The organism is Paenibacillus woosongensis (assembly GCF_009725165.1).
In the GTDB taxonomy this organism is placed as follows: domain Bacteria; phylum Bacillota; class Bacilli; order Paenibacillales; family Paenibacillaceae; genus Fontibacillus; species Fontibacillus woosongensis.
Window position 1 is genome coordinate 82,030 of record NZ_WNZW01000008.1, and the last position, 21,549, is coordinate 103,578.

At 53.0% G+C, this 21,549-nt stretch carries 15 protein-coding genes; 4 read left to right on the forward strand and 11 right to left on the reverse strand.

Translation table 11 applies throughout. From position 1 onward, the window contains the following. The 7 genes from GNP95_RS17905 to cidR all read right to left on the reverse strand — a co-directional run bounded on the left by GNP95_RS17905 (position 1) and on the right by cidR (position 9,544). Positions 1-1,386 carry an ABC-F family ATP-binding cassette domain-containing protein gene (locus tag GNP95_RS17905; protein WP_330163497.1) on the reverse strand — a complete coding sequence of 462 codons (1,386 nt, stop codon included), beginning with the start codon at positions 1,384-1,386 and terminating at the stop codon, positions 1-3. A gap of 409 nt (positions 1,387-1,795) precedes the next feature. Next, positions 1,796-3,688, reverse strand: a complete 1,893-nt coding sequence (locus GNP95_RS17910; RefSeq protein ID WP_155612220.1) for an ABC transporter ATP-binding protein — start codon at positions 3,686-3,688, stop codon at positions 1,796-1,798. Then, positions 3,685-5,412, reverse strand: coding sequence for an ABC transporter ATP-binding protein (locus tag GNP95_RS17915; protein ID WP_155612221.1), 1,728 nt, complete (start codon positions 5,410-5,412; stop codon positions 3,685-3,687). Before GNP95_RS17915 ends, GNP95_RS17910 begins: the two co-directional genes overlap by 4 nt. Beyond that, positions 5,409-5,900, reverse strand: a complete 492-nt coding sequence (locus GNP95_RS17920; protein ID WP_155612222.1) for a MarR family winged helix-turn-helix transcriptional regulator — start codon at positions 5,898-5,900, stop codon at positions 5,409-5,411. The genes GNP95_RS17915 and GNP95_RS17920 overlap by 4 nt, the downstream gene beginning before the upstream one ends. A gap of 657 nt (positions 5,901-6,557) precedes the next feature. After that, positions 6,558-7,355 carry a delta-lactam-biosynthetic de-N-acetylase gene (gene pdaA / locus GNP95_RS17925; RefSeq protein ID WP_155612223.1) on the reverse strand — a complete coding sequence of 266 codons (798 nt, stop codon included), beginning with the start codon at positions 7,353-7,355 and terminating at the stop codon, positions 6,558-6,560. A gap of 154 nt (positions 7,356-7,509) precedes the next feature. Next, the gene (locus GNP95_RS17930) at positions 7,510-8,559 is read right to left on the reverse strand and encodes an oxidoreductase (protein ID WP_155612224.1); all 1,050 of its coding nucleotides are present in this window, start codon (positions 8,557-8,559) and stop codon (positions 7,510-7,512) included. A 94-nt stretch (positions 8,560-8,653) separates the two neighbouring features. Beyond that, the gene (gene cidR, locus GNP95_RS17935; protein WP_155612225.1) at positions 8,654-9,544 is read right to left on the reverse strand and encodes a cidABC operon transcriptional activator CidR; all 891 of its coding nucleotides are present in this window, start codon (positions 9,542-9,544) and stop codon (positions 8,654-8,656) included. 138 nt (positions 9,545-9,682) lie between these two features. Between cidR and GNP95_RS17940 the strand changes: the two genes are divergently transcribed. After that, positions 9,683-10,063: a CidA/LrgA family holin-like protein gene (locus GNP95_RS17940; protein ID WP_155612226.1), complete on the forward strand. Its 381-nt coding sequence runs from the start codon at positions 9,683-9,685 to the stop codon at positions 10,061-10,063. Beyond that, complete coding sequence (locus GNP95_RS17945; RefSeq protein ID WP_155612227.1) at positions 10,060-10,746, forward strand: CidB/LrgB family autolysis modulator; 687 nt, start codon at positions 10,060-10,062, stop codon at positions 10,744-10,746. Before GNP95_RS17940 ends, GNP95_RS17945 begins: the two co-directional genes overlap by 4 nt. A gap of 207 nt (positions 10,747-10,953) precedes the next feature. Here GNP95_RS17945 and GNP95_RS17950 read toward each other — a convergent pair whose 3' ends face one another. Further along, a complete protein-coding gene (locus GNP95_RS17950; RefSeq protein WP_155612228.1) occupies positions 10,954-11,370 on the reverse strand; it encodes an exosporium protein C in 417 nt (138 codons plus the stop codon). A gap of 115 nt (positions 11,371-11,485) precedes the next feature. Next, positions 11,486-12,466, reverse strand: a complete 981-nt coding sequence (locus GNP95_RS17955) for a Gfo/Idh/MocA family protein (protein WP_155612229.1) — start codon at positions 12,464-12,466, stop codon at positions 11,486-11,488. 353 nt (positions 12,467-12,819) lie between these two features. Here GNP95_RS17955 and gdhA point away from each other — a divergent pair, with 353 nt between their 5' ends. Further along, the gene (gdhA, locus tag GNP95_RS17960; protein ID WP_155612230.1) at positions 12,820-14,199 is read left to right on the forward strand and encodes an NADP-specific glutamate dehydrogenase; all 1,380 of its coding nucleotides are present in this window, start codon (positions 12,820-12,822) and stop codon (positions 14,197-14,199) included. 124 nt (positions 14,200-14,323) lie between these two features. Here gdhA and GNP95_RS17965 read toward each other — a convergent pair whose 3' ends face one another. After that, positions 14,324-15,220, reverse strand: coding sequence for a LysR family transcriptional regulator (locus GNP95_RS17965; RefSeq protein ID WP_155612231.1), 897 nt, complete (start codon positions 15,218-15,220; stop codon positions 14,324-14,326). 483 nt (positions 15,221-15,703) lie between these two features. Between GNP95_RS17965 and GNP95_RS17970 the strand changes: the two genes are divergently transcribed. Then, a complete protein-coding gene (locus tag GNP95_RS17970) occupies positions 15,704-18,805 on the forward strand; it encodes a X2-like carbohydrate binding domain-containing protein (RefSeq protein ID WP_330163498.1) in 3,102 nt (1,033 codons plus the stop codon). 744 nt (positions 18,806-19,549) lie between these two features. On the opposite strand, the gene GNP95_RS17975 is transcribed toward GNP95_RS17970, so the two are convergent. After that, the gene (locus GNP95_RS17975; RefSeq protein WP_155612337.1) at positions 19,550-21,547 is read right to left on the reverse strand and encodes an amino acid ABC transporter ATP-binding/permease protein; all 1,998 of its coding nucleotides are present in this window, start codon (positions 21,545-21,547) and stop codon (positions 19,550-19,552) included. Positions 21,548-21,549 lie beyond the last annotated feature (2 nt).

The window sequence follows — 21,549 nt, forward strand, 5'->3', positions numbered from 1 at the left end:
TCATCCCTGGAAAATAAAAAAACAGCCTAGAATTGTCCTTGCATGCGATTCGGTCATATCCGGCAGCACCAGCAGGCTGTCCAGAATACTCGTGCCTTCATCCAGGTTATGCAGCTCCTGGGCAAAATAGCCGATCTGAGCCTGCGGATGCAGGGCAACCGCGCCTGAAGATGGGGCAAGCTGACCCGTCACCAGCTTGAGCAGCGTAGACTTGCCCGTTCCGTTAGGCCCCAATACGCCGACCCGGTCCCCCCGTTCCACCTGCAAGTTGAAATGGCGGAACAGCAGATCCTGCCCGTAGCCGAAGCCAACATCGTTCATGCGCAGCAAGGTCGACGCTGCAAACGCTCCGTCCTGCAGGCTCATTCGAAGCTTTTTTGCCTCGCGGGGCTTCTCCACCCGATCCCGCTCCAGTCGCTCCAGCTCCTTCTGCTTCGCATGATAACGCGAAATATTCTTCTTCGCCTTCGCCTTGTAGAAGCTCGCCGTGATCGCCACATCCAAATTATCCGCGCGGGCAGCCCGGTGGGCCATATGGAACCATTCCTGGTAGCGCCGGATGGATTGCTCCAGAGCCTGCTTCGCCTGCTCCTGCTTTTTGTACATCGTCATTTGGGTGCGCCGCTCGACCTCCTTCTGCTGCCGGTAATCGCTGTAGCCGCCTGCATAACGCCGGCATCCGTCGGCATGCAGCTCTAGAACGGACGTGGCCGTCCGGTCCATGAATGTCCGGTCATGCGACACGTACAGGATCGTCCCTTCATAGGTGCGGACCCACTCTTCCAGGTCGTTCAGCGACTGGGTATCGAGATGGTTCGTCGGCTCATCCAGCAGGACGAACTTCGGCTCGCGAACCATCAGGGCAGCGAGCTGCGCTCTCGTCTTCTGTCCGCCGCTCAGCCGGTCAAACGGCAAATTCCACAGCTCCGGCGGCAGGTTCATTTGCCCCAAGCGCTTCTCTGCTTTGACCTCCCAATCATAGCCGCCAAGCTGCATATACCGCTCATAAATCAAACCGTATCGCTCCACGCTTGCCTCCGAGGCTTGACCCGATCCCATTCTGCTCTGCAATTGCTCCAGTTCTTTTTTCAACTCATAGATTTCTCCGGATCGGGACTGCACGTATTCCAGCAGCGTTAATGGCGAATCGAGGTCGACCTGCTGCTCCATCCAGCCCCATTCTTCGAGCGGCAGCACTCTATGGACACGCCCCTCCTCGAAGCTGATCTTGCCCAGCAGGCCCTGCAGTAAAGTCGTCTTTCCGGAGCCATTGCGGCCGAATAGCGCTACCCGCTCTCCGCTGCCTACTTCAAACGAGAGGTCTGTAAACAATGCCTCCCCATTCCATTCCTTTCTTAAGCCCTTAACTGTTAAAACCATCGTCATTTCACATCATCCCCCGTTTCGCGAATATAGAACGCAAATAACCGTGGCCAGCGGCACACGGTCAGATACACATACAGCGAAATAGGGGTACAACCATAAGCGGAAACAGAGCCCAGACGCAAAATAAGCGCTGGTTCAGCTATCCTTATGATTATATCAGTCTTTTTGAGTACAAAAAAAGAAGACCCTAAGTCGACACACGTATCCCCGACCGGCTCCCGATGTCTCGAGAGCGCCGCTTGCCTGCTGACAAGTTGTCTTGTGGGAACGTGTTCTTACTCCATCGTCTAAGGGTCCTCCTGAATAGTTAAAATAATGGGTTGCTTCTTACTCTTTTATTATTACCATGAATTCCAATCGAGAGCAAGCCGCCTTTCCGGATTTACCGGATTAAACGAATTTAGCGGGTTTATCCGACTTCGAGATCAAAGCCGCCTTTGGAGAATTGGCTGTTGTACAAATCGGCGTAGAATCCGCCTTGTGCCAGCAATTCTTCATGGGTGCCCTGCTCGATGACCGAACCGTGATTCATGACCAGAATCAAGTCCGCATCCTTGATCGTCGACAAGCGGTGCGCAATGACAAAGCTCGTGCGCCCCTTCATCAGCTCATTCATCGCCTTCTGGATATAAATTTCTGTCCGCGTATCCACGCTGCTCGTTGCTTCATCCAGGATAAGAATCGCCGGATCGGCAAGAACAGCCCGCGCGATGGTCAGAAGCTGCTTCTGGCCTTGTGAGATGTTGGAGGCTTCTTCGTTCAGAATCGTATCATACCCGTCCGGCAGCGTGCGGATGAAATGATCGGCATGTGCCGTCACCGCGGCCTGGATAATCTCCTCCTCCGTCGCTCCTTCACGCCCGTAGGCGATATTGTCACGAATCGTACCGTTGAACAGCCAGGTATCCTGAAGCACCATGCCAAATAGACTGCGCAGGTCCCCCCGGCTCATCTCCGTAATATCGACCCCGTCGATCGTAATCGAGCCGCCGTTCAATTCATAGAAACGCATCAGCAGATTGATAAGTGTCGTCTTCCCGGCCCCCGTAGGGCCCACGATGGCGATCGTCTGTCCTTTCGAGGCATGAATATTCATATCCTCGATCAGTATCGCTTGATCCTGGTATCCAAAACGAACATGATTGAAGGAGACCTCTCCTTGCGGCTCTTCAATTTTAACGGGGTGAGCCGGATCTGGAATTTCCTCGGCTTCGTCCAGCACCTCGAATACACGTTCTGAGGAAGCGACAGTGGATTGAATGATATTGGCAATGTTAGCCGTTTGCGAGATCGGCTGGGACAGCTGTCTCGTATACTGAATGAACGCCTGAATGTCGCCGATCTTGATTTTTCCCTTCAGGACCAGGATGCCGCCTACCACGGCAACAAGCACATAACCGATATTGCCGATGAAGCTCATGATCGGCATGATCACGCCCGAAATGAATTGCGCCTTCCAGCCCGCCTCATAGAGGCGCTCGTTGATCTCATCGAATTGCTGCAGCGATTTCTGCTCGCGGCCGAACACCTTGACCACCTTGTGGCCAGTGTACATTTCCTCCACATGACCGTTCAGCATGCCAAGCTCTTTCTGCTGGCGGACAAACTGGCGCTGGGAACGCTTGGCGATCGAGGTGATCGCCACGATGCTCAGCGGGATCGTCAATACCGCAATCAACGTCATTAACGGACTGATCGAGAGCATCATCACGATAACCCCGATAATGGTCAGAACCGATGATATCAGTTGGGTCATGCTCTGCTGCAGAGTGGAGCTGATATTGTCCATATCGTTCGTTACCCGGCTGAGAATTTCCCCATGCGTTCTGCCGTCATAATATTTGAGCGGCAGACGCGACAGCTTGTCGTTCACTTGCTTCCGCAAATTGTAGACTGTCTTCTGCGAAACGTCCGCCATTAAATACTGCTGGAAGTAGCTGAATAGAGCACTCAATAAGTACAGTCCAAGCAAAGTAAGAATAATTCTTCCGATGGCATCGAAGTCGATAGCCGCCCCCGGAATCCCCTTCATTTTCCCCATGATTCCTTCGAATAGTATGGTCGTCGCATCCCCCATAACCCTTGGGCTAAGAATGGCGAATACCGTACTGAGGACAGCCATGAGGACCACGGAACCAATCTGCAGCCGGAACGGACGCATATAAGTTATAAGGCGTCTGAGCGTGCCTTTGAAATCCTTTGCCTTTTCGGCCGGCGCCCCCATCCCGGGCGGGCCGCCATGCCCCCGGCCTCCGCCGAAGCCGCCAGGTCTTTTTGCGCTTTGCTTTTGGCTCTGGCTCATGCGATCTCCTCCTCTGAAAGCTGGGACAAGACGATTTCCCGGTACACCTCGCAGGTCTCCATCAATTCCTGATGCTTGCCGATCCCCGCAATTCGGCTCTCGTCCATCACGATGATCTGATCGGCATCCAGTACGGTACTTACCCGTTGGGCAACGATAATGACGGTGGATTCCCCGGTCTCCTGCTTGAGCGCTGCTCGCAGCTTGGAATCCGTCTTGAAGTCAAGCGCCGAGAAGCTGTCGTCGAAGATGTATATCTCCGCCTGGCGTACCAATGCCCGGGCAATGGAGAGACGCTGCTTCTGACCGCCGGAGACGTTGGAGCCGCCCTGCGCGATTGGGGAGTCATACCCATGCTCCATCTTGGAGATGAAGTCGGCCGCTTGGGCAATTTCCGCCGCATGCCGCACCTCCTCATCGCTGGCATCCTCTTTCCCGTATCGGATATTGTCGCTGATCGTGCCTGTGAACAGTACGGCCTTCTGCGGAACGAAACCGATCTTCGAGCGCAGCTCGTGCTGGGACATGTCCCTGACATCGGTGCCGTTCACCAGTATGCGGCCTTCCTCCACATCATAAAATCTCGGAATGAGGTTAATCAGCGTGGACTTGCCGGAGCCTGTGCCGCCGATGATCGCCGTCACCTCGCCGGGACGGGCCGCAAAGCTGATATCCTGGATCGCCGGCTTCTCGGCGCCAGGGTAGCTGAACGACACGTGCTGGAACTCGACATGACCCTTTTGCCCATTCACGGGTGCTGGCGTATCCGTATCCTTGATGACTGGAGTCATGTCCAGCACCTCATTGATCCGGACAGCCGAAGCCGACGCGCGCGGAATCATCACGAACATCATCGATACCATTACAAGCGAGAACATAATTTGCATCGCATACTGCAGAAATGCCATCAGATCCCCAACCTGCATCACTTCCGCGTTGATGCGCAGCCCGCCGAACCAAATAATTGCTACCGACGACAGATTCATCACCAGCATCATGACCGGCATCATGAAAGCCATGATTTTGTTTACTTTAATTGAGGTATCCGTCAAGTCATAGTTCGCTTGGTCAAAGCGCATTTTCTCATGCTGAACCCGGTTAAAGGAACGGATGACGCGGATTCCCGTCAAATTCTCCCGCATGACCAGATTCAATTTGTCGATCTTCTTCTGGATCGCCTTGAACAGCGGAATGCCCTTTCGGGCAATTAGAAAAATAGCCAGCGCCAGCACGGGCAGAACTACCACGAAAATGAGCGACAGCGTGGGGTCCTTCGAGACGGCCATAATGATTCCGCCTATACAGAGCATCGGCGCCATGACCATCATCCGCAAAATCATGATCAGCACCTGCTGCACTTGCGTAATGTCGTTCGTTGTACGCGTAATCAGTGACGCCGTGCCGAGCTTGTCGAACTCCTCCAGGGAGAAATTCTCGACATGGTTAAACACCTTCCCCCGCAGCAGCTTTCCGAATCCTGTCGCCGCCCGGGAGGCGAAATAGCTGGCTGCGATGGAGCAGAGCATTCCCCCAAGCGCTACCAGCAGCATAAAGGAGCCAACCTTCCATATATATGGTGTATCGCCGTTGACTACGCCAATATCCACGATATCCGCCATCAGCGTCGGCAGGTAAAGCTCGGATAGCGATTGAAAAAACACCAGCACGAGCACGGCCAGAACCGGCAGCCGGAACGGCTTCAAAAACCGAAAAAGCTTAGTCATCGTCCATCATCTCCACTTTCCCTATGAATGTCGCTCTTCTCTTTCATACCAGCCTCCAAATGCTCATAGACCTGTTCAAGCAGCGAGGCCAACTGCTCCGTCTTCTCTTTTCCCAGGCGCTCGTACAGCTCCTTGAATCTGCGCGCTACATCCTCCTTGGCCTGCTTCGTCACAGCCTTTCCCTGCTCCGTCAGCTTCACTCTGACAACGCGCCGGTCCTCCTGGTCGTTATACCGGGTGACCAGCCCCCCGCGCTCCAGATTCTTGATGAGCTGGGTAATGGTCGGCGAGGTAACCTCCATCATGGAGCTAAGCGAGGAAACGGAGGAGCCTCTTTCATCCTGAGTACAACCGTACTGGATGCAGAGCAGCATTTTGATTTCGCTATTGTTCCATCCGCCAACCGCCATCTTGTGCCAGTCGGCACGGCGAAAACGGTGAAGCGCCTCAATAAGCCTCTGGGCTACCGGATCGTCGCCCATAATCATGTAATCACTCCCTGCGCATTTATTTATACTATTTAATAATTAGTATACCTATTTATTAGTACACCTAATTATATTTCCGTCATTTTTCAAAGTCAAATATCTGCGGAGCAGCAATGTTATCCAATATGCAGACCGTAAATTTACGCGACGACGGCAGATGATGAGATCCAGAGCAGGAGTGTGACCGCGACCGTCACTTTATAACGGATCTCACAAGCGCTATTCGTTTGAAAACAGCACCTGTCAAAGTGTAACGAATCTAGGGAGCGTTATTTCATTTTTTCTGCACCAAGCAGAGGATAAATGGGCAAATAGAGTGGCTAGCAACCGTTAGGATTAAAATCACAGCAAATATGTACAAATAAGGTGGATGAGATTCGTTAGATCTGGTTAACAGTCAGCAGCAGCCGAATGCCGCCTCTTTCGAGTTGTCTTGTCTGGTGGGTTCATCCGCACGGACGAGACACCTGGCCTTTCACTACAAAATTTGCTTGAAAAGATGCACCGACAAGTCCCCCGATGTTTGCTTCCCTAGCGATCGTATAAGAAAAACGTCTGTCGACATACTCTCCAGGATGGTGCCGCTGAAAAAACTTATCGTTCCATAACCCAAAAAGACCCCGCCGCAGGCGAGGTCTTAATCATGTATACTTTTGTTCAAAATGGCAGCTTAATTCCCTCCAGCTCAGGGAGTGCTCTGAATTCATAGCCTTGCCGCCTAGCCTCGTCGATGATGGACCCCAGCGCCTCCATGTTATCCTTTGATACCGAGTGCAGCAAAATAACGGCTCCCGGATGCAGCTGCCCAACTACCTTCTTGAACGCATAACCGCTTCCCTTCTGATCCTTCGTATCCCAGTCCTTGTAGGCTGCGGACCAGAAAACATTGGTGTAGCCAAGCTCTTTTGTAACGCGCAGCGTCCGTTCGTTAAAGATGCCTCGCGGAGGGCGAAGATATCCCATATCGCTCTGTCCAGTCAAAGCGACGATCTCTTTATTTACCCGTTCCAGCTCTTCCTTGATCTGTGCGTCGGAAATGGTCGTCATGTCCGGGTGGCTCCACGAGTGATTCGCGACGATATGCCCTTCGGCGGTCATCCGTTTGACGAGCGCAGGCTGATCTTTTACAAAATGCCCGGTAACAAAAAATATCGCCGGCACCTTTTTCGCTTTAAGCGTATCAAGAATCGGTGCCGTATAACCGTTCTCGTAACCATTGTCGAACGTCAGGAACAAATCCTTGCGTGAGGTATCGCCCAAAAAGATTGCGCCATGCTTATCGACGATCGGTTTAAATCCCTCCTCGTCGATAGAGGGAAGCTGCCCGCCCACGCTTCGCTTAAAGCCGAAATGATAAGGCCCGTCTGCTGCGGCCGAGGCCGAAGCTGCCGTCCCAACCGGCAGGACGCCCAGAAGACAGCATACCGCCATCGCCGTCAACAACGCCATTCTCATCCTTGGTTCTCTCCTTTTTATCATGATAGGTCATTGTATTTTCAGCTGTATAGGCAAAAAATATGCATCCGTTCGCAACAAATAAGGCTATCCCGCGCAGTCTAATGTATAGACTGACAGAATAGCCCATTCAATATATCCTTATTTTAAATCCTTAGCCGCGGTGATCCAGGGGAAGCACCCGTCCCTGGGAGTGGCTCTCCATAGCCAGTTCGATAATCCGTATCACATCACGGGCATCTTCGGCCGCGACAGGAGAAGGCTGTCCCGCGCTAATGGCATCTGCCAGCTTCCGGTAGAATGTTTCATAGCCCCCCGTCAGCGTCTCCACCGTTCCGCTTACAGCGAGGCCGCCGATATCGGTGGTCAGCTTGCCATAATTCGCTTCGTTATCCCGGCCCCAATTCTCATCGCCAGGGCCTGACCCTTTCCGTAGCTGAGCTTCCTGCGGGTCGAAGCCGTGCTTGATGAAGCTGCCTCGATCCCCGTGCAGAATGAAGCGCGGGCCTTGCTCCCGAACCAATGATCCGGAATGAAGGACGACCCGCAGGTTCGAATAGCCGAGCACAAGGTGAAAATAATCATTAGCCTTGCTGCCTTTGCGTTCCTTGCGCAAATCCGCCCATACGGTGTTCGGTTTTCCAAACAGCGTCAAAGCCTGATCAATCAAATGCGAACCGAGATCATAGAGAATACCCGAGCCCGGTAAATCCTGTTCGCGCCAGCGTCCGGTCACTTCCGGCCGAAAGCGGTCGAAATGAGCTTCGTAGTACGAAACGCTGCCTAGTACGCCAGAATCCAGCAGGCGGCTAATGGTCAAGAAATCATTATCCCAACGACGATTATGATAAACCGTAAGCAGCAGCTTCTTATCCTTAGCAAGCGCAATCAAACGATCTGCTTCCGCCGAGCTATTCGTAAAAGGCTTCTCCACGACGACATGCTTGCCCGCCTCCAGCGCTTGGGCCGCATATTCATAATGGGTTAAATTCGGACTGGATACGACCACAAGCTGAATATCCGGATCGCTCAGCAGCTTTTCTACATCCTCGTATACCTTCGCTTGGGGATAATTCCCCTTCACTTTAGCAGGCTGAGAAGATACGACCGCAGCGAGCGTCATACCTTCCGTCCGGTCAATAAGCGGAGCGTGAAATACGGAGCCCGATAAACCGAAACCGATAAGTCCTACCTGAATTGCCATTCCTGTTCCCCCTCTGTTTCAAGTTCCAATGATCGTTTGTTCAAATCGAATAATGCCCCTATTATACCATCGGACAACTCTAGCAGCACGATTATTAAAACACCGTTGACAGCTCCGATTTGGCAAATGCGATCCACTCCCGGGTAGCAAACGACATATAGCGGTCATCGCGCCATATGATACCGAGCTTCCACGGGATGACGGGCTTCACGAGAGGGATGATCTTAACCCGCTTATTGTCGATCTCCCGGCAAATCGTCTCTGGAAGAAGTGTAATGCCCAGGCCTACGGCCACCATTTCACTGATTAAGTCCCATTGCGAGCTCTCATAGATAACATGCGGCTGAAATCCAAATCTGGCGCACTCGCCGATAATCCGGTCATGCAGCGTAAAGTCTTCCCGAAACAAGACGAAGTCGTCCTGGGCCAGCTCCGCCAGCTCAACTTCCGTACGCTCCGCTAGCGGATGGGAGGGATGGACGACCAAATTCAGCTTCTCCTCCACGAATGGGAAGCTGCTTAATCCCTCATGCGTCGTCGGCAGGACGACAACGCCGACCTCCAGCGTGCCGGCGGCTACTTCAAGCTCTACCTTTTTCGCCCCGTCTTCATACAGCTGGATCGTAATATCTGGATACCTCTTATGAAATTGCCCGATCACCTTGGGAAAGAAGCTGGCGCCTACCATAGGGGGGAGCCCAATTCGGATATGCCCCTTCTTTAAATTACGAAGATCATCCAGCTCCGAGGTCAGGTTGTGGAACGAAGCGACGATCTGCTGAGCCTGTCCGGCAATAATCTGTCCGGCATCCGTCAACTCCACTCTCTTGCCCAGACGGTCGAACAGCACGACGCCAAGCTCGTCTTCCATCGCCTTGACCGCTTTGCTGATCGCCGGCTGCGTGATATATAGTGCACCTGCGGCTTTGGTGAAGCTGCCATGCCGGGCGACCTCGATTAAATATTGAAGCTGCCGAATATCCATAGGTTCTAATAGTCCCCTTCATTATCGATAACTTTTTGGAATAGTATACATTATTTATATTCATTTTACTCATGAAAGTAATTAATGTAACATTTTCATTACTAACTGAAAACAAACAATGAAAGGAACCGGCTTCCCATGAATAAATTACGTAACATCGCCTTGAGCGTGCTGCAAATCACTCTTTTATTCTTCATTTCGATGGCGATGAACCAGCTGGCCGGTATGCTTCATTTACCTATCCCTGGGTCCATACTTGGCATTATCGTCATCTTTGCACTGCTCAAATTGAATGTCATCAAGCTGACCTGGATCGAACAAGGGGCCAATCTGCTTCTGGCCGAGCTGCTCCTGTTCTTCATCCCTTCCGCGGTCGGCATCATGAAATATATTCCGCTGCTGGAGAGTGACGGGGTTCGCATTCTAATTGTCGTTATTTCCAGCACGTTCATCGTCATGCTAAGCTCAGGGCTCATTGCCTCAAGAATTACCAAACGAAGGGAGAGCAACGCATCATGATCACCGGTCTATTCTGGCTGGCCCTTACGCTTATCATCTACGCGCTGTCCAAACGTTTGTATCAGGCCAAACCCAGCGTCTACCTGTCCCCGCTGCTGGTGACTCCGATCGTGCTCGTGATCGGCCTAATGTGGGCGCATATTCCTTATGAGTCTTACAATTCAGGCGGCAAATGGCTTAGCGATATGCTGCAGCCTGCGACGATTGCCTTTGCCGTACCGCTGTACAAATATTATAACGTGCTTAAGAAGCATGCGGCGGTCATCATCGTCAGCGTCCTATCGGGCTCGATCGTCGCTATCATCTCTTCAGCCGTGTTAGCTGAATGGCTGCGCCTGGATCATCAGCTGGTCAGCAGCCTGATCCCCCGCTCCATCACAGCACCCATCGCAATGAGCGTATCCCAGGCCATCGGCGGGATTCCTAGCATGACAGCGATTTTTGCCGTCATTACCGGTCTGCTAGGCAGTATTATCGGGCCCTATGTATTGAAGTGGTTCCGTATCGACAATGAAGTCGCCCGCGGCGTGCTGCTCGGTACCGGCGCCCATGGCACGGGAACCTCCAAAGCGTTCGAGCTTAGCTCCTTAACCGGAACGATATCCAGCATCTCCATGATTCTCGCCGCTTTGTTTACGCTGGGAGCTGCTCCTGCCCTCATCACTCTATTATTCTATGGATGAGTACGAAGTATGTTAATTCTAGGGTTCCTCCAAAATTTATATAGATTCGATTCAGGCTTTGCCGGACGGCAAGGCCTCTTTTTTCGCATCATGAACCTCTTCGTGTCGGCACACGTCAAAAGAGACCGAGAGACGAGCTCTCGGTCTAATCTGTGCAGATCGTGCAAAATCGTGCTGACTGGAAGGGAGGTTTCTACTCTGCCGAAGTTACGGAGCTGTAGCCAGCGCGCTGAATACAATCGGGCCGATGACTCTAGCTGTATTTGTAGCAGCCGCAACTTGTTCCACCGATAAAATGTAGTCATGCACCCCGGGAGCTACGTTCGAATCTACAGCTATCAATGTGGTGAGATTGACGTTCTCGAAATTCGCTTCAACAGCCTGTTCAGCGTAATAGATTTCGTGGCCGTCACGGAGAATACGGAACAATACGCGGGGAATTCCCGTCAAGCCCTGTAGTCCCACTGTCGCCGTCAATTCGACCGTATTTACAGGCGCGTTGGCAGGAATGGAAACGCGCACCAGTGCAATGCCCTGGCCAGCCGGAGTTTGCGGCACATTAATTGCCGCTCCGTTGGTAATAGGGGTTGGCACATTTGTGACATGTTGAAGAAGCACTGCCATATTTCTATCAACTCCTTTCATGGAATACTACATATTATGAAGGAGCGATAGAATGCGATCGGGCGGCTATTCTAAGGATTTTGCTCATTTTTACGAGAAAGCTAGATTAGAAACGTCACATCGCCGGAACAGAGACCGGCTTGCCGCTTAGTGACGACTCGAGAGCTGCGCAGGTCACCGCCTGGGTGCGGACAGCATCCGCATAGTCAGAACGAATCCGCGATGCATCTCCTGTTCGCACCGCATGGATAAATGCGGCAGTTTCGGCGGCGTATGGATTGTCCGTGCTGGAATAGCTCGTGGACACTCCGTTGTTTTTGACCTCCAGCTTATCGGGATCCCATGCCAGGATGCCCTGCTCGGTGTAGAAGCTCAGGCCGATTTCTCCTACCGCCCCCGGCAGCACGCAGGTATTCGAGATATTGGCTATGGCTCCGCTAGAGAGCTTTAACGTGACCGTACCGACATCCGGAACCGTCACGCCTTCATGCTGCCCCTTCACGATCCGATCGCCGTAGGCTGCATAGACTTCCTCCACCTCACCGGCGGTATAGCGCAGCAAGTCGACTAAATGCGTCGTCTGCTCGATGAACTGTCCGCCCGAGCCTTCCTGTTTTCTCCACCAGCCTACGCCAGGCATGCTGCCCATCCAGGCGCCAAGAGCCATGCCGATCGTTTGTCCTTGCAGGAGCTCCTTAAGCTGCGCAACCGACTGCTTGTAACGGAAATGGTATCCGACCGACGTCATGACGGGACTCTGGCGGAGCTGCTCCAGAATGCGGCGGGGACCATCCAAGTTGACGCCTAGCGGTTTCTCTACAAGAAATGGAACTCCCCGGGCGATCAGTTCCGTCTCCACGCCCTCATGCGACATTGGCGGGATGCATAAATACACGGCATCCAGCCGCTCGCTGTCCAGCATGGCCGTCAAGCTGTCATAGCCCTTTGCGCCGGGATAGCGGGAAGCAAGCGCATTCGCTTTTTCCATGCTTGTCCCGCAGGCTGCTGCTACACGTACGCCCTCGGTTTCCGCTAGAATGTCCCCGTGCACCTTGCTGAACCAGCCTGTACCCACAACTCCGATATTCAAAGTCATCGCTATTCTCTCCTTTATCTGCTCTGGTATAGAGGATATCCGGCCCATTGCCGCATTAAATTTAAGCGTAACCGCTCTACCAATAAATCACAAGAATAAAAGCATTCCGTTTAGAATGCCGGCCATTTGGCACATCCCTGTCACAATTTCGATCATCTTTTTCATTAAAACTATGTCATTTTTCATATAATAAAGTAATGAAGTATCCTGCTAGTACCCCAAAGTTCATCTCAATATGGCATGAAGTTCATCTAAATAAAGTTTTGTTTAGGAATGGATTACATATTACAATTGATTCAGACAAATCGTGAAAAAGAGAACACGTTTAATTTTGTGTGAAAGGTGGGATAGCGATGGCTATCATGCAACAACAATCCAGCAACCTTGACGAGGCTAAGCAATACGTCAACGAGGTGTACGAGACGGTCAAGAAGCGAAACCCTGGAGAAACGGAATTCCATCAAGCAGTTAAAGAAATTTTGGATTCCCTGGTACCCGTATTCGCCAAACATTCCAAATACCGGGACAATGCGATTCTCGAAAGAATCGTCGAACCAGAACGGCTGATTACTTTCCGCGTGCCTTGGGTAGATGACAACGGAAAAGTGCAAGTAAACCGCGGCTTCCGCGTTCAATTCAACAGCGCAATCGGACCGTACAAAGGCGGAATCCGCTTCCATCCTTCCGTCAATGCCAGCATCATCAAATTCCTGGGCTTCGAGCAAATCTTCAAAAATTCCCTGACAGGACAACCGATTGGCGGCGGTAAAGGCGGCTCGGACTTCGATCCTAAAGGCAAATCTGATAACGAAATCATGCGCTTTACACAAAGCTTCATGACCGAATTGTCCAGATACGTCGGACCGGATACGGACGTACCTGCTGGCGATATCGGCGTTGGCGCCAGAGAGATCGGATATATGTTCGGGCAGTACAAACGCCTAGTCGGCGGCAACGAAGCCGGCGTATTGACCGGTAAAGGCTTGCTGTATGGCGGCAGCCTGGGAAGAACCGAAGCGACGGGATATGGCCTGGTCTACTTTACGAGAGAAATGCTGAAAACGAAGGGCGAGCGCCTTGAGGGCAAAACCGTTGTCGTCTCCGGTTCGGGTAATGTCTCGATCTACGCCATTGAGAAGGCGCAAGAGTTCGGCGCTAAAGTTGTCGCATGCAGCGATTCCAACGGCTATATTTATGATGAGAACGGCATTGATCTGGCTACGGTGAAACGCATCAAAGAAGTGGAAAGAAAACGGATCAAAGAGTATGTCAACGATCATCCTTCAGCCATCTATGTGGAAGGCTGCGAGAACATCTGGAGCATTCCTTGCGATATTGCCCTGCCATGCGCGACGCAAAATGAAATTAACGAAGAGTCGGCAAAACTGCTTGTGGCTAACGGCGTGAAGTACGTTGCTGAAGGCGCCAACATGCCTTCCACGCTGGAAGCGATCGAAGTATATTTGAACAACGGAGTATACTTTGGCCCAGCCAAGGCCGCCAATGCCGGCGGGGTTGCCGTTTCCGCACTGGAAATGGCCCAAAACAGCGCGAGACTGGCCTGGTCGTTCGAGAAAGTGGACAAAAAGCTGAAAGATATCATGAAGAATATCTACAGAAACAGCGTAAATGCCGCCGAGGAATATGGATATTCCGGCAACCTTCTGGTAGGCTCGAACATTGCCGGCTTCCTGAAAGTTGCTGACACGATGATTGTTCACGGCGTCGTATAAGGATGACGGAAGGTATTTAAACCAGCACAAACAAATAAAGCAAACTAAAAAGGAGCTGTCCCTAAAGCAGATTTCTCTGCCAGGGCGGCTCCTTTTTGTCTTCCTTTTCTAAAAAAAACAGCAGCTAAGATCCGAAATTAGGCGCCATTTCTTTCAGGAAGTCATAGAACAGCTTTTCCGTAGGCGGCAGCTCCCGGTTCGCCGGAATGATCACTCCGACATCGCGCGTAACAAGCGGCTCCGTGATTGGCAAGGCCGTTATTGAATCGGGAAGATATTCGCCTAGCGCGATTTCCGGCAGCACCGTCAGGCCAAGGCCTGCAGAGACAAGGCCCTTGATCGCATCCAGATCGTCCCCCTCGAACGTCACCTTCGGCTTGAAGCCGAGATCGCCGCAGGCGTTCACGACGATTTCCCGCAGCACGAAGCCTTCAGGGAACAACACGAACAAATCATCCTTCAAATCGCTGAGCTTGACCGAGGGCCGGCCCGCCAATGTATGCTTGGCAGGAAGCAGCGCCTTAAATTTTTCCCGGAACAGCACCTCGACTTTGATTTGCGACTCGTTTTTTGGCACAGGGCCCATAATAGCGAGGTTCATATCCCCTTTGATTACGGAATCGACGAGCTCGCGGTACGAACCATGCTGCAGCTGAAAATGTACGGCAGGGTAGCGCTCCCGAAAGGCGGACACGACGCCGGGGATCATCTGGGACGCCAGGCTGCTTGGAAATCCGATCCGCACCGTCCCCCGCTCGGGGTCCAGAAACTCGCTGATCTCCTGACGCGCGTTATCCAGTACTTTGGTCAACTGCTCCATATGAGCGAGAAATAATTTGCCGATGGGGGTCAACTTTACCTTCCGGCCTTCATGGATGAATAAATCGACGCCTAACTCGGACTCCAGTTTGAAAATCTGCCTGCTGACAGCGGACTGCGAGACATGAAGCGCATAAGAAGCTTCCGTCACATGCTCCAGCTTCGCCACCTCGATGAAATATAAAATTTGCCTCAATTCCATTCCGCCGCTTCACCTCCGGGTTCCCATAGTATAGCCCTTATTATATAAGTTAAGCTGACAGAACAAAAGCAGGGGATGAAAACGTTCTCCTTATGTCACAGTCATTATTCTATTTATTGAATAATTTACAATTATAAGGTAATATTAACCTACCTATCCTATTATTTTCACTACTTTTCATAGTAAAATACGCTGTCTAATGCCACAATCTCGTATGGTTCATAAAAAGGAGGTGTTCCTGCACTCATCCGTATATTCTTCTTTGTCTTACCTGCCCCCATTGATCCTGCACATATCTGACGTTATGCCGCGTCACTGTATACTAACTGCAGCTCATTACCTGCGGTCACCCAGATACCACTCTGCCAACGCGAACCAACTCATGGACATTTGAAATTCCCGACCTTTAAATTGTTAACGTGTGCAAAGAATGGAACCCTGTTCTATCATTCAAAATCAATCCATTGTGAGGAGGTTTATTAAGTGCCAAAAACATCTATTTTCAAAAGAATTCCTTATAAAAGATTCCATCTTGTACTATTATCTATCTTTATTGCAGGATCTGCGTTTACAGGCTTGCTGGGTGCAGACCGCTCGCATGCTGCGGCAAGCGAAAGCTACCAGTGGCGCAAGGTGATGACCGGCGGGGGCGGCGGCTTTGTGCCGGGGATTATTTTCAATCCGACCGAACGCAATCTCATTTACGCCCGGACCGATATCGGCGGAGCTTACCGCTGGAACCCGGCCGATAACAGCTGGATTCAGCTGCTGGACTGGGTGGGCATGGACGAATGGGGTAAGACCGGGGTTGATGCCCTGGCTACGGACCCAGTCGACCCGAACCGTCTGTACCTTGCCGTCGGCACTTATACGAACAGCTGGGATCCCAATAACGGCAGCATTCTGCGGTCTACAGATAAAGGAGACACCTGGCAAGTATCCAATCTGCCCTTCAAGGTAGGCGGGAACATGCCTGGGCGTTCGATGGGCGAACGGCTCGTTATTGACCCGAACAAAAATAACATTCTTTATTTCGGAGCGCGCAGTGGCAACGGACTATGGAAGAGTACCGATTACGGGGCCACCTGGAGCAAGGTAACGAGCTTCCCGAATCCCGGCACCTATGTCGAAAATCCCGATTACGAGTATCAAAGCGATATCGTGGGGCTGGCCTGGATCACGTTCGATCCTTCGACCGGCTCGCCCGGACAAGCTACACAAACGATTTACGTAGGCGTCGCGGATAAAAATGAAAGCGTATACCGAAGTACGGATGGCGGGGCGACATGGTCTGCCGTTCCGGGTCAGCCGACAGGGTATCTTCCGCACCACGGCGTCCTAGCCTCCAATGGGCAGCTGTACATTCCATATAGCGATGGCGTGGGCCCTTACGACGGAACGAAGGGCGATGTCTGGAAATATGACACGGCCACAGGAGCCTGGTCTAACATCAGTCCGATTCCGTCCAGCAGCAGTGACAACTACTTTGGCTACGGAGGATTGGCCGTGGATGCCCAGCATCCGAACACCATTGTCGTTGCTACGCTCAATTCCTGGTGGCCGGACGCCATCCTGTTCCGCAGTACGGACGGCGGAGCTACCTGGAGCCGCATTTGGGATTGGGACGGGTATCCGAACCGGACGTTCCGCTACACCCAGGATATCTCCGGCGCCCCATGGCTCGATTTCGGCAACAACCCGTCCCCGCCGGAGGTTACGCCAAAGCTCGGCTGGATGATCGGCGATCTGGAGATCGATCCCTTCAACTCCGACCGGATGATGTACGGAACCGGAGCTACGATTTACGGTACGAACAACCTTACCGCTTGGGATACAGGCGGCAAAGTTAACATTAGCGTGATGGCCAAAGGCATTGAAGAGACCGCGGTCAGCGCTCTGATCAGCCCGCCGTCAGGCGCGCATTTGGTTAGCGGACTGCTGGATGTGACTGGATTCCGGCACGATGACCTGACCCAGCCTCCAGCCAAAATGATGACCAACCCGAACAGTACGACGGACATCGACTACGCCGAGTTGGATCCAAGCTTTATCGTGCGCGTAGGACAGGCCGACAAATCCGCTAACCCGAATGCCAAATCCATTGGCTTCTCCCGGGACGGCGGCTCGAACTGGTACGCCGGAAACGGCGAGCCTGCCGGAACCGCGGGCGGGGGCCAGGTTGCGCTTTCCGCCAATGGGAATGCGATTCTGTGGAGTACTCCGGACGTGGGCGTCTTCTATTCCAGCAATGGAGGGAATTCCTGGACGGCGAGCACCGGCGTGCCAAAGGGAGCAAAAATCGCCTCTGACCGCGTTAACTCCAATAAATTTTACGCTTGGGCGGCGGGGAATTTCTATGTAAGCACCAACGGCGGAGCCGCGTTTACCAAGACTGCGGCGACAGGACTGCCTGCGGAAGGAGACCTGGACTTTAAAGCGGTGCCTGGCATTGAGGGTGATATCTGGCTCGCGGGGGGCAACGCAACGGGCGGCAAATACGGCCTGTGGCATTCTACCGATTCCGGGGCATCCTTTACGAAGCTCGCCAACGTTCAGGAGGCTAACGTGATCGGATTCGGTAAGGCTGCGCCTGGACAGAGCTATATGGCGCTCTACACCAGCGCCAAGATTGACGGTGTGCGCGGCATTTTCCGCTCCAATGATGCAGGAGCTACCTGGATAAGAATCAATGATGACAAGCATCAATATGCCTCTACCAACTCGGCCATAACCGGGGATCCGAGGATTTATGGTCGCGTATATATTGGTACGAACGGACTTGGAATCGTATACGGGGACGCGCTGACGAATCCGCCGGAGCCGGAGCAGCCGACGACACCTGACTCCACGATCTCGCCTACGACAGCCGCCTTCGACAAGAATGCCAGCAATCAGGCCGACGTGACGGTAACCATGACGCTTAACGGGAATACATTAACCGCTATTCGCAATGGGTCCACCGTATTGACGCAGGGCAGTCATTATACGGCTTCTGGCTCCACTGTTACGATTCTCGGCAGCTATTTGGCTTCGCAGCCGCTCGGCCAGCTCAGCTTGACGTTTCAGTTCAGCGCTGGGGCTCCTTCGTTGCTGAACATTACAGTGAAGGACTCGACCGTTACGACGCCTGCCGGAGACATTAAAGTGCAAATGTACAATGGATCCGTAACGAACGTAACGAACACCCTTAATCCGCGGATTAAGCTGACGAATACCGGCAGCCAGGCCATCAGCCTCTCCGACGTCAAGCTGCGTTACTACTATACCGTTGACGGAGAGAAGCCCCAGACCCTGTTCTGCGACTGGACGCAGGTCGGCAGCTCCAATGTGACAGGCACCTTTGTCAAGCTGCCGACTGCGGCAAGCGGAGCTGATCACTATGCGGAGATCGGCTTTACAAGCGGGGCGGGCAGCTTGGCGGCAGGCCAAAGCATCGACCTGCAAATTCGCATCTCCAAGAACGACTGGAGCAACTATTCGCAAAGCGATGATTACTCCTTCGACCCTGCTTCGACATCCTATCAGGATGCCCTGCGTGTCACTGGCTACGTAGCCGGCAGTCTGCAGTGGGGAGTCGAGCCGTAACCACGGCTGACGGGGTTAAGCTGCCGGTCGCCATGATCACACTGGTGGATGCCTTGATGCGCGCGGCCTTTTGCTGAGCATCGTAAGCAGCGTGCGGCGCCGGGCAGCCTGCGGTGCCATGAGCGGCGCGCGGTGCCGTGATAACGCGGGCGGTGCCGTGACGGCGTGGGCGGTGGCGGTGGGCAGTGCCGTGGACGGCGGGCGGTGCGACAGGCATTGGCGATTTCTGCGCGATAGCGAAAAAAAGAACCTTACCTGTGAGGTGCCCCTATGTTAGGTTAGATCTAGCATAGGGGTACTGTCATTCCAGTGAGGTTCTGCCTGGTTGTAGTGTTTCTCTCCAATAAAATTAAAAACTATTGATTTATGACTAAATGGTCATGATCGATCCGGTAACTAAATGTATTTCATGCAGTTAGTTCATCGGTTTTAGCCGTATTAGAGGGAAATAACTGCACACTGCATTTAGTTTTAAGCTATTTCGACGAATTCGCCCCGTTCAGGCAAACTAACTGTATGTTTTACATATAGCGCATAGTTTTTTTATAAAACAGCCTAACTAGCTGTATAAAATACATTTAGTTTCGAATTATCAACGAAGGTTGCATTGTACCGGGGTGTGACCAGTTTTTTTCCTCCTGAGCATTCTGCACTTTCGCAATTATTTTCCCTATCTGTTATCTGAAAGGAGAAAAATCCTGCTTAGAAGCAGGATTCATCTTCAATGCCGGCAACAATACAAAACTACCCTATATCCTCCGGCCGATCCAGCGCATAAAGGCTGCGGTACCGCGGCTCCCGTGCCAGCAGCTCCTCGTGTGTACCGCGCATTATGATCTCGCCGTGCTCCATAAAGACGATCTCGTCCATCATCTCCGCGCCGACCAAATGGTGTGTGACCCATACGAGCGTCTTGCCCTCCGTCGACCGGAAGATGGTCGACAGGAGTTCGCGCTCGGTGCGCGGATCCAGCCCCACGGTCGGCTCGTCTAGGACGAGCACCGGCGCATCCTGCAGCAGGATGCGCGCAAGCGCCACGCGCTGCCGCTCTCCGCCGGAGAAACGCTGCCCGGTCTCACGCATCGGCGTGTCCAGTCCCGCCGGCAGCGCGGCGATCAGCCCGTCAAGCTGCGCTTGCTGCACAGCTAGGCCAAGCTCCTCCTCCGTGGCGCTTTGACGCCCAAGCCGGATATTGTTCGCTACCGTCGTATCGAACAGATGCGGGCTTTGGTTCAACACGGAGATGACCTTGGAGATGTCATCCCCAAGATGCGCCGCGGGAACGCCGTTAATTAGCACGCTGCCTTCAACCGGCGAGATGGCGCCCTGGATGAGCTTCAACAGCGTTGATTTGCCAGCACCGCTGCGGCCGATCACCATGACCCGCTTGCCTTGCGGAAGATTAAGCGATACATCGCGGACGGAGTACAAGATACCCTCAGCAGCCGTTTGCGCCACCTTCTGGTTATGGTTCTTCTGGTTATAGTTCTTCTGCTCACGGCCATTCTCCTTAGCCCGCTCAGCCTTTTGCTCATGATCCTTCTGCTCATGGTCCTTCTGCGCATTCCGCTCAGCCTCATAGGCGAAGGAGACGCCCTGCAGCTCCAAATGCACGTCCATAGCCTGGGCAGCTGCAAGCACAGCGGCCACGCGCTTCTGGTGCAAAGCCGATTCCGCATGAGACTCGTCCACCACAGTGTCCATGGATCGTACCAATGCAGGCTTCGTTATCCGGTCCAAGCGGCGCAGCGATTCCTGGTACTGCGGCGTGCGCTCAATCGCTTCAGACAGAGGCAGGAATGCATCGGCCAGCGGGAATACGACAAGCACGAAGGCCGCGATTAGCACGGGGTCGATCTGTCCAGCTGCCGCCTGACCACCCGACCAATAAATCATCGATACGACGGCAATCCCAACCACCAACTGGCCGATCAGGCTTCTCCATCTCGCCCAGGCACGCAGCTTGCGTTCCTTGCGGGCTACGACATCCTCGTCATGCTCGTAAGATTCCAGAAACTCCGCAGGCCGGCCGCTAACTACCCAATCTCCGATGCCCATGACTGCATCTGTCAGCTTCTGATATAACCCGTTACGCTCCCGCTTCACCTCGGCATTCGTACGTCTGGTCAGCATCAGCGAAATATAAGGCAGCACGGCAACGAGGATGAAAATATATCCCGCTACCAGCAAGGCAAACAGCCAGTCGAACTGCCCTAAAGCGATGACGGCAATCCCATAGATAATCACGGCGACGAGACTCGGGAAAACCGTACGGATATACACATTCTGCAGCTGCTCGATGTCGTCCGCCAGCACGCCGAGAATATCCCCCGCCCGGTAACGGGAGCGGATAAACAACGCCTGGGGCTCCAATATGTTGTACAAGCGAACCCGCATTTTCGATAAAATCCGCAGCACCGCATCATGTCCAACTAGCCGCTCCACGTAATGAATGACCGCCCGGCCGATCCCGAACGCCCGAATGCCAACAATCGGTACATACACGAGCAGAATATTGTAGGGCTGCAGCGACGATTTAGAAATCAGGAACCCGGAAGTGAACATCAGCATGCTGGCAGCTAGGATTGTCAGCGTACCGAGAATCAAATACAAGGCGAATCGTCCGCTGTAAGCACGGAAATATGGAGTAATCCACTGCCCCTGCTGCTCCTGCTGCTCCTGGCCGGCCGAGTGCCCGGCAGGGTTCTTTTTGCGGTTCCAGTTCATGGCATCCTCCCTCATGC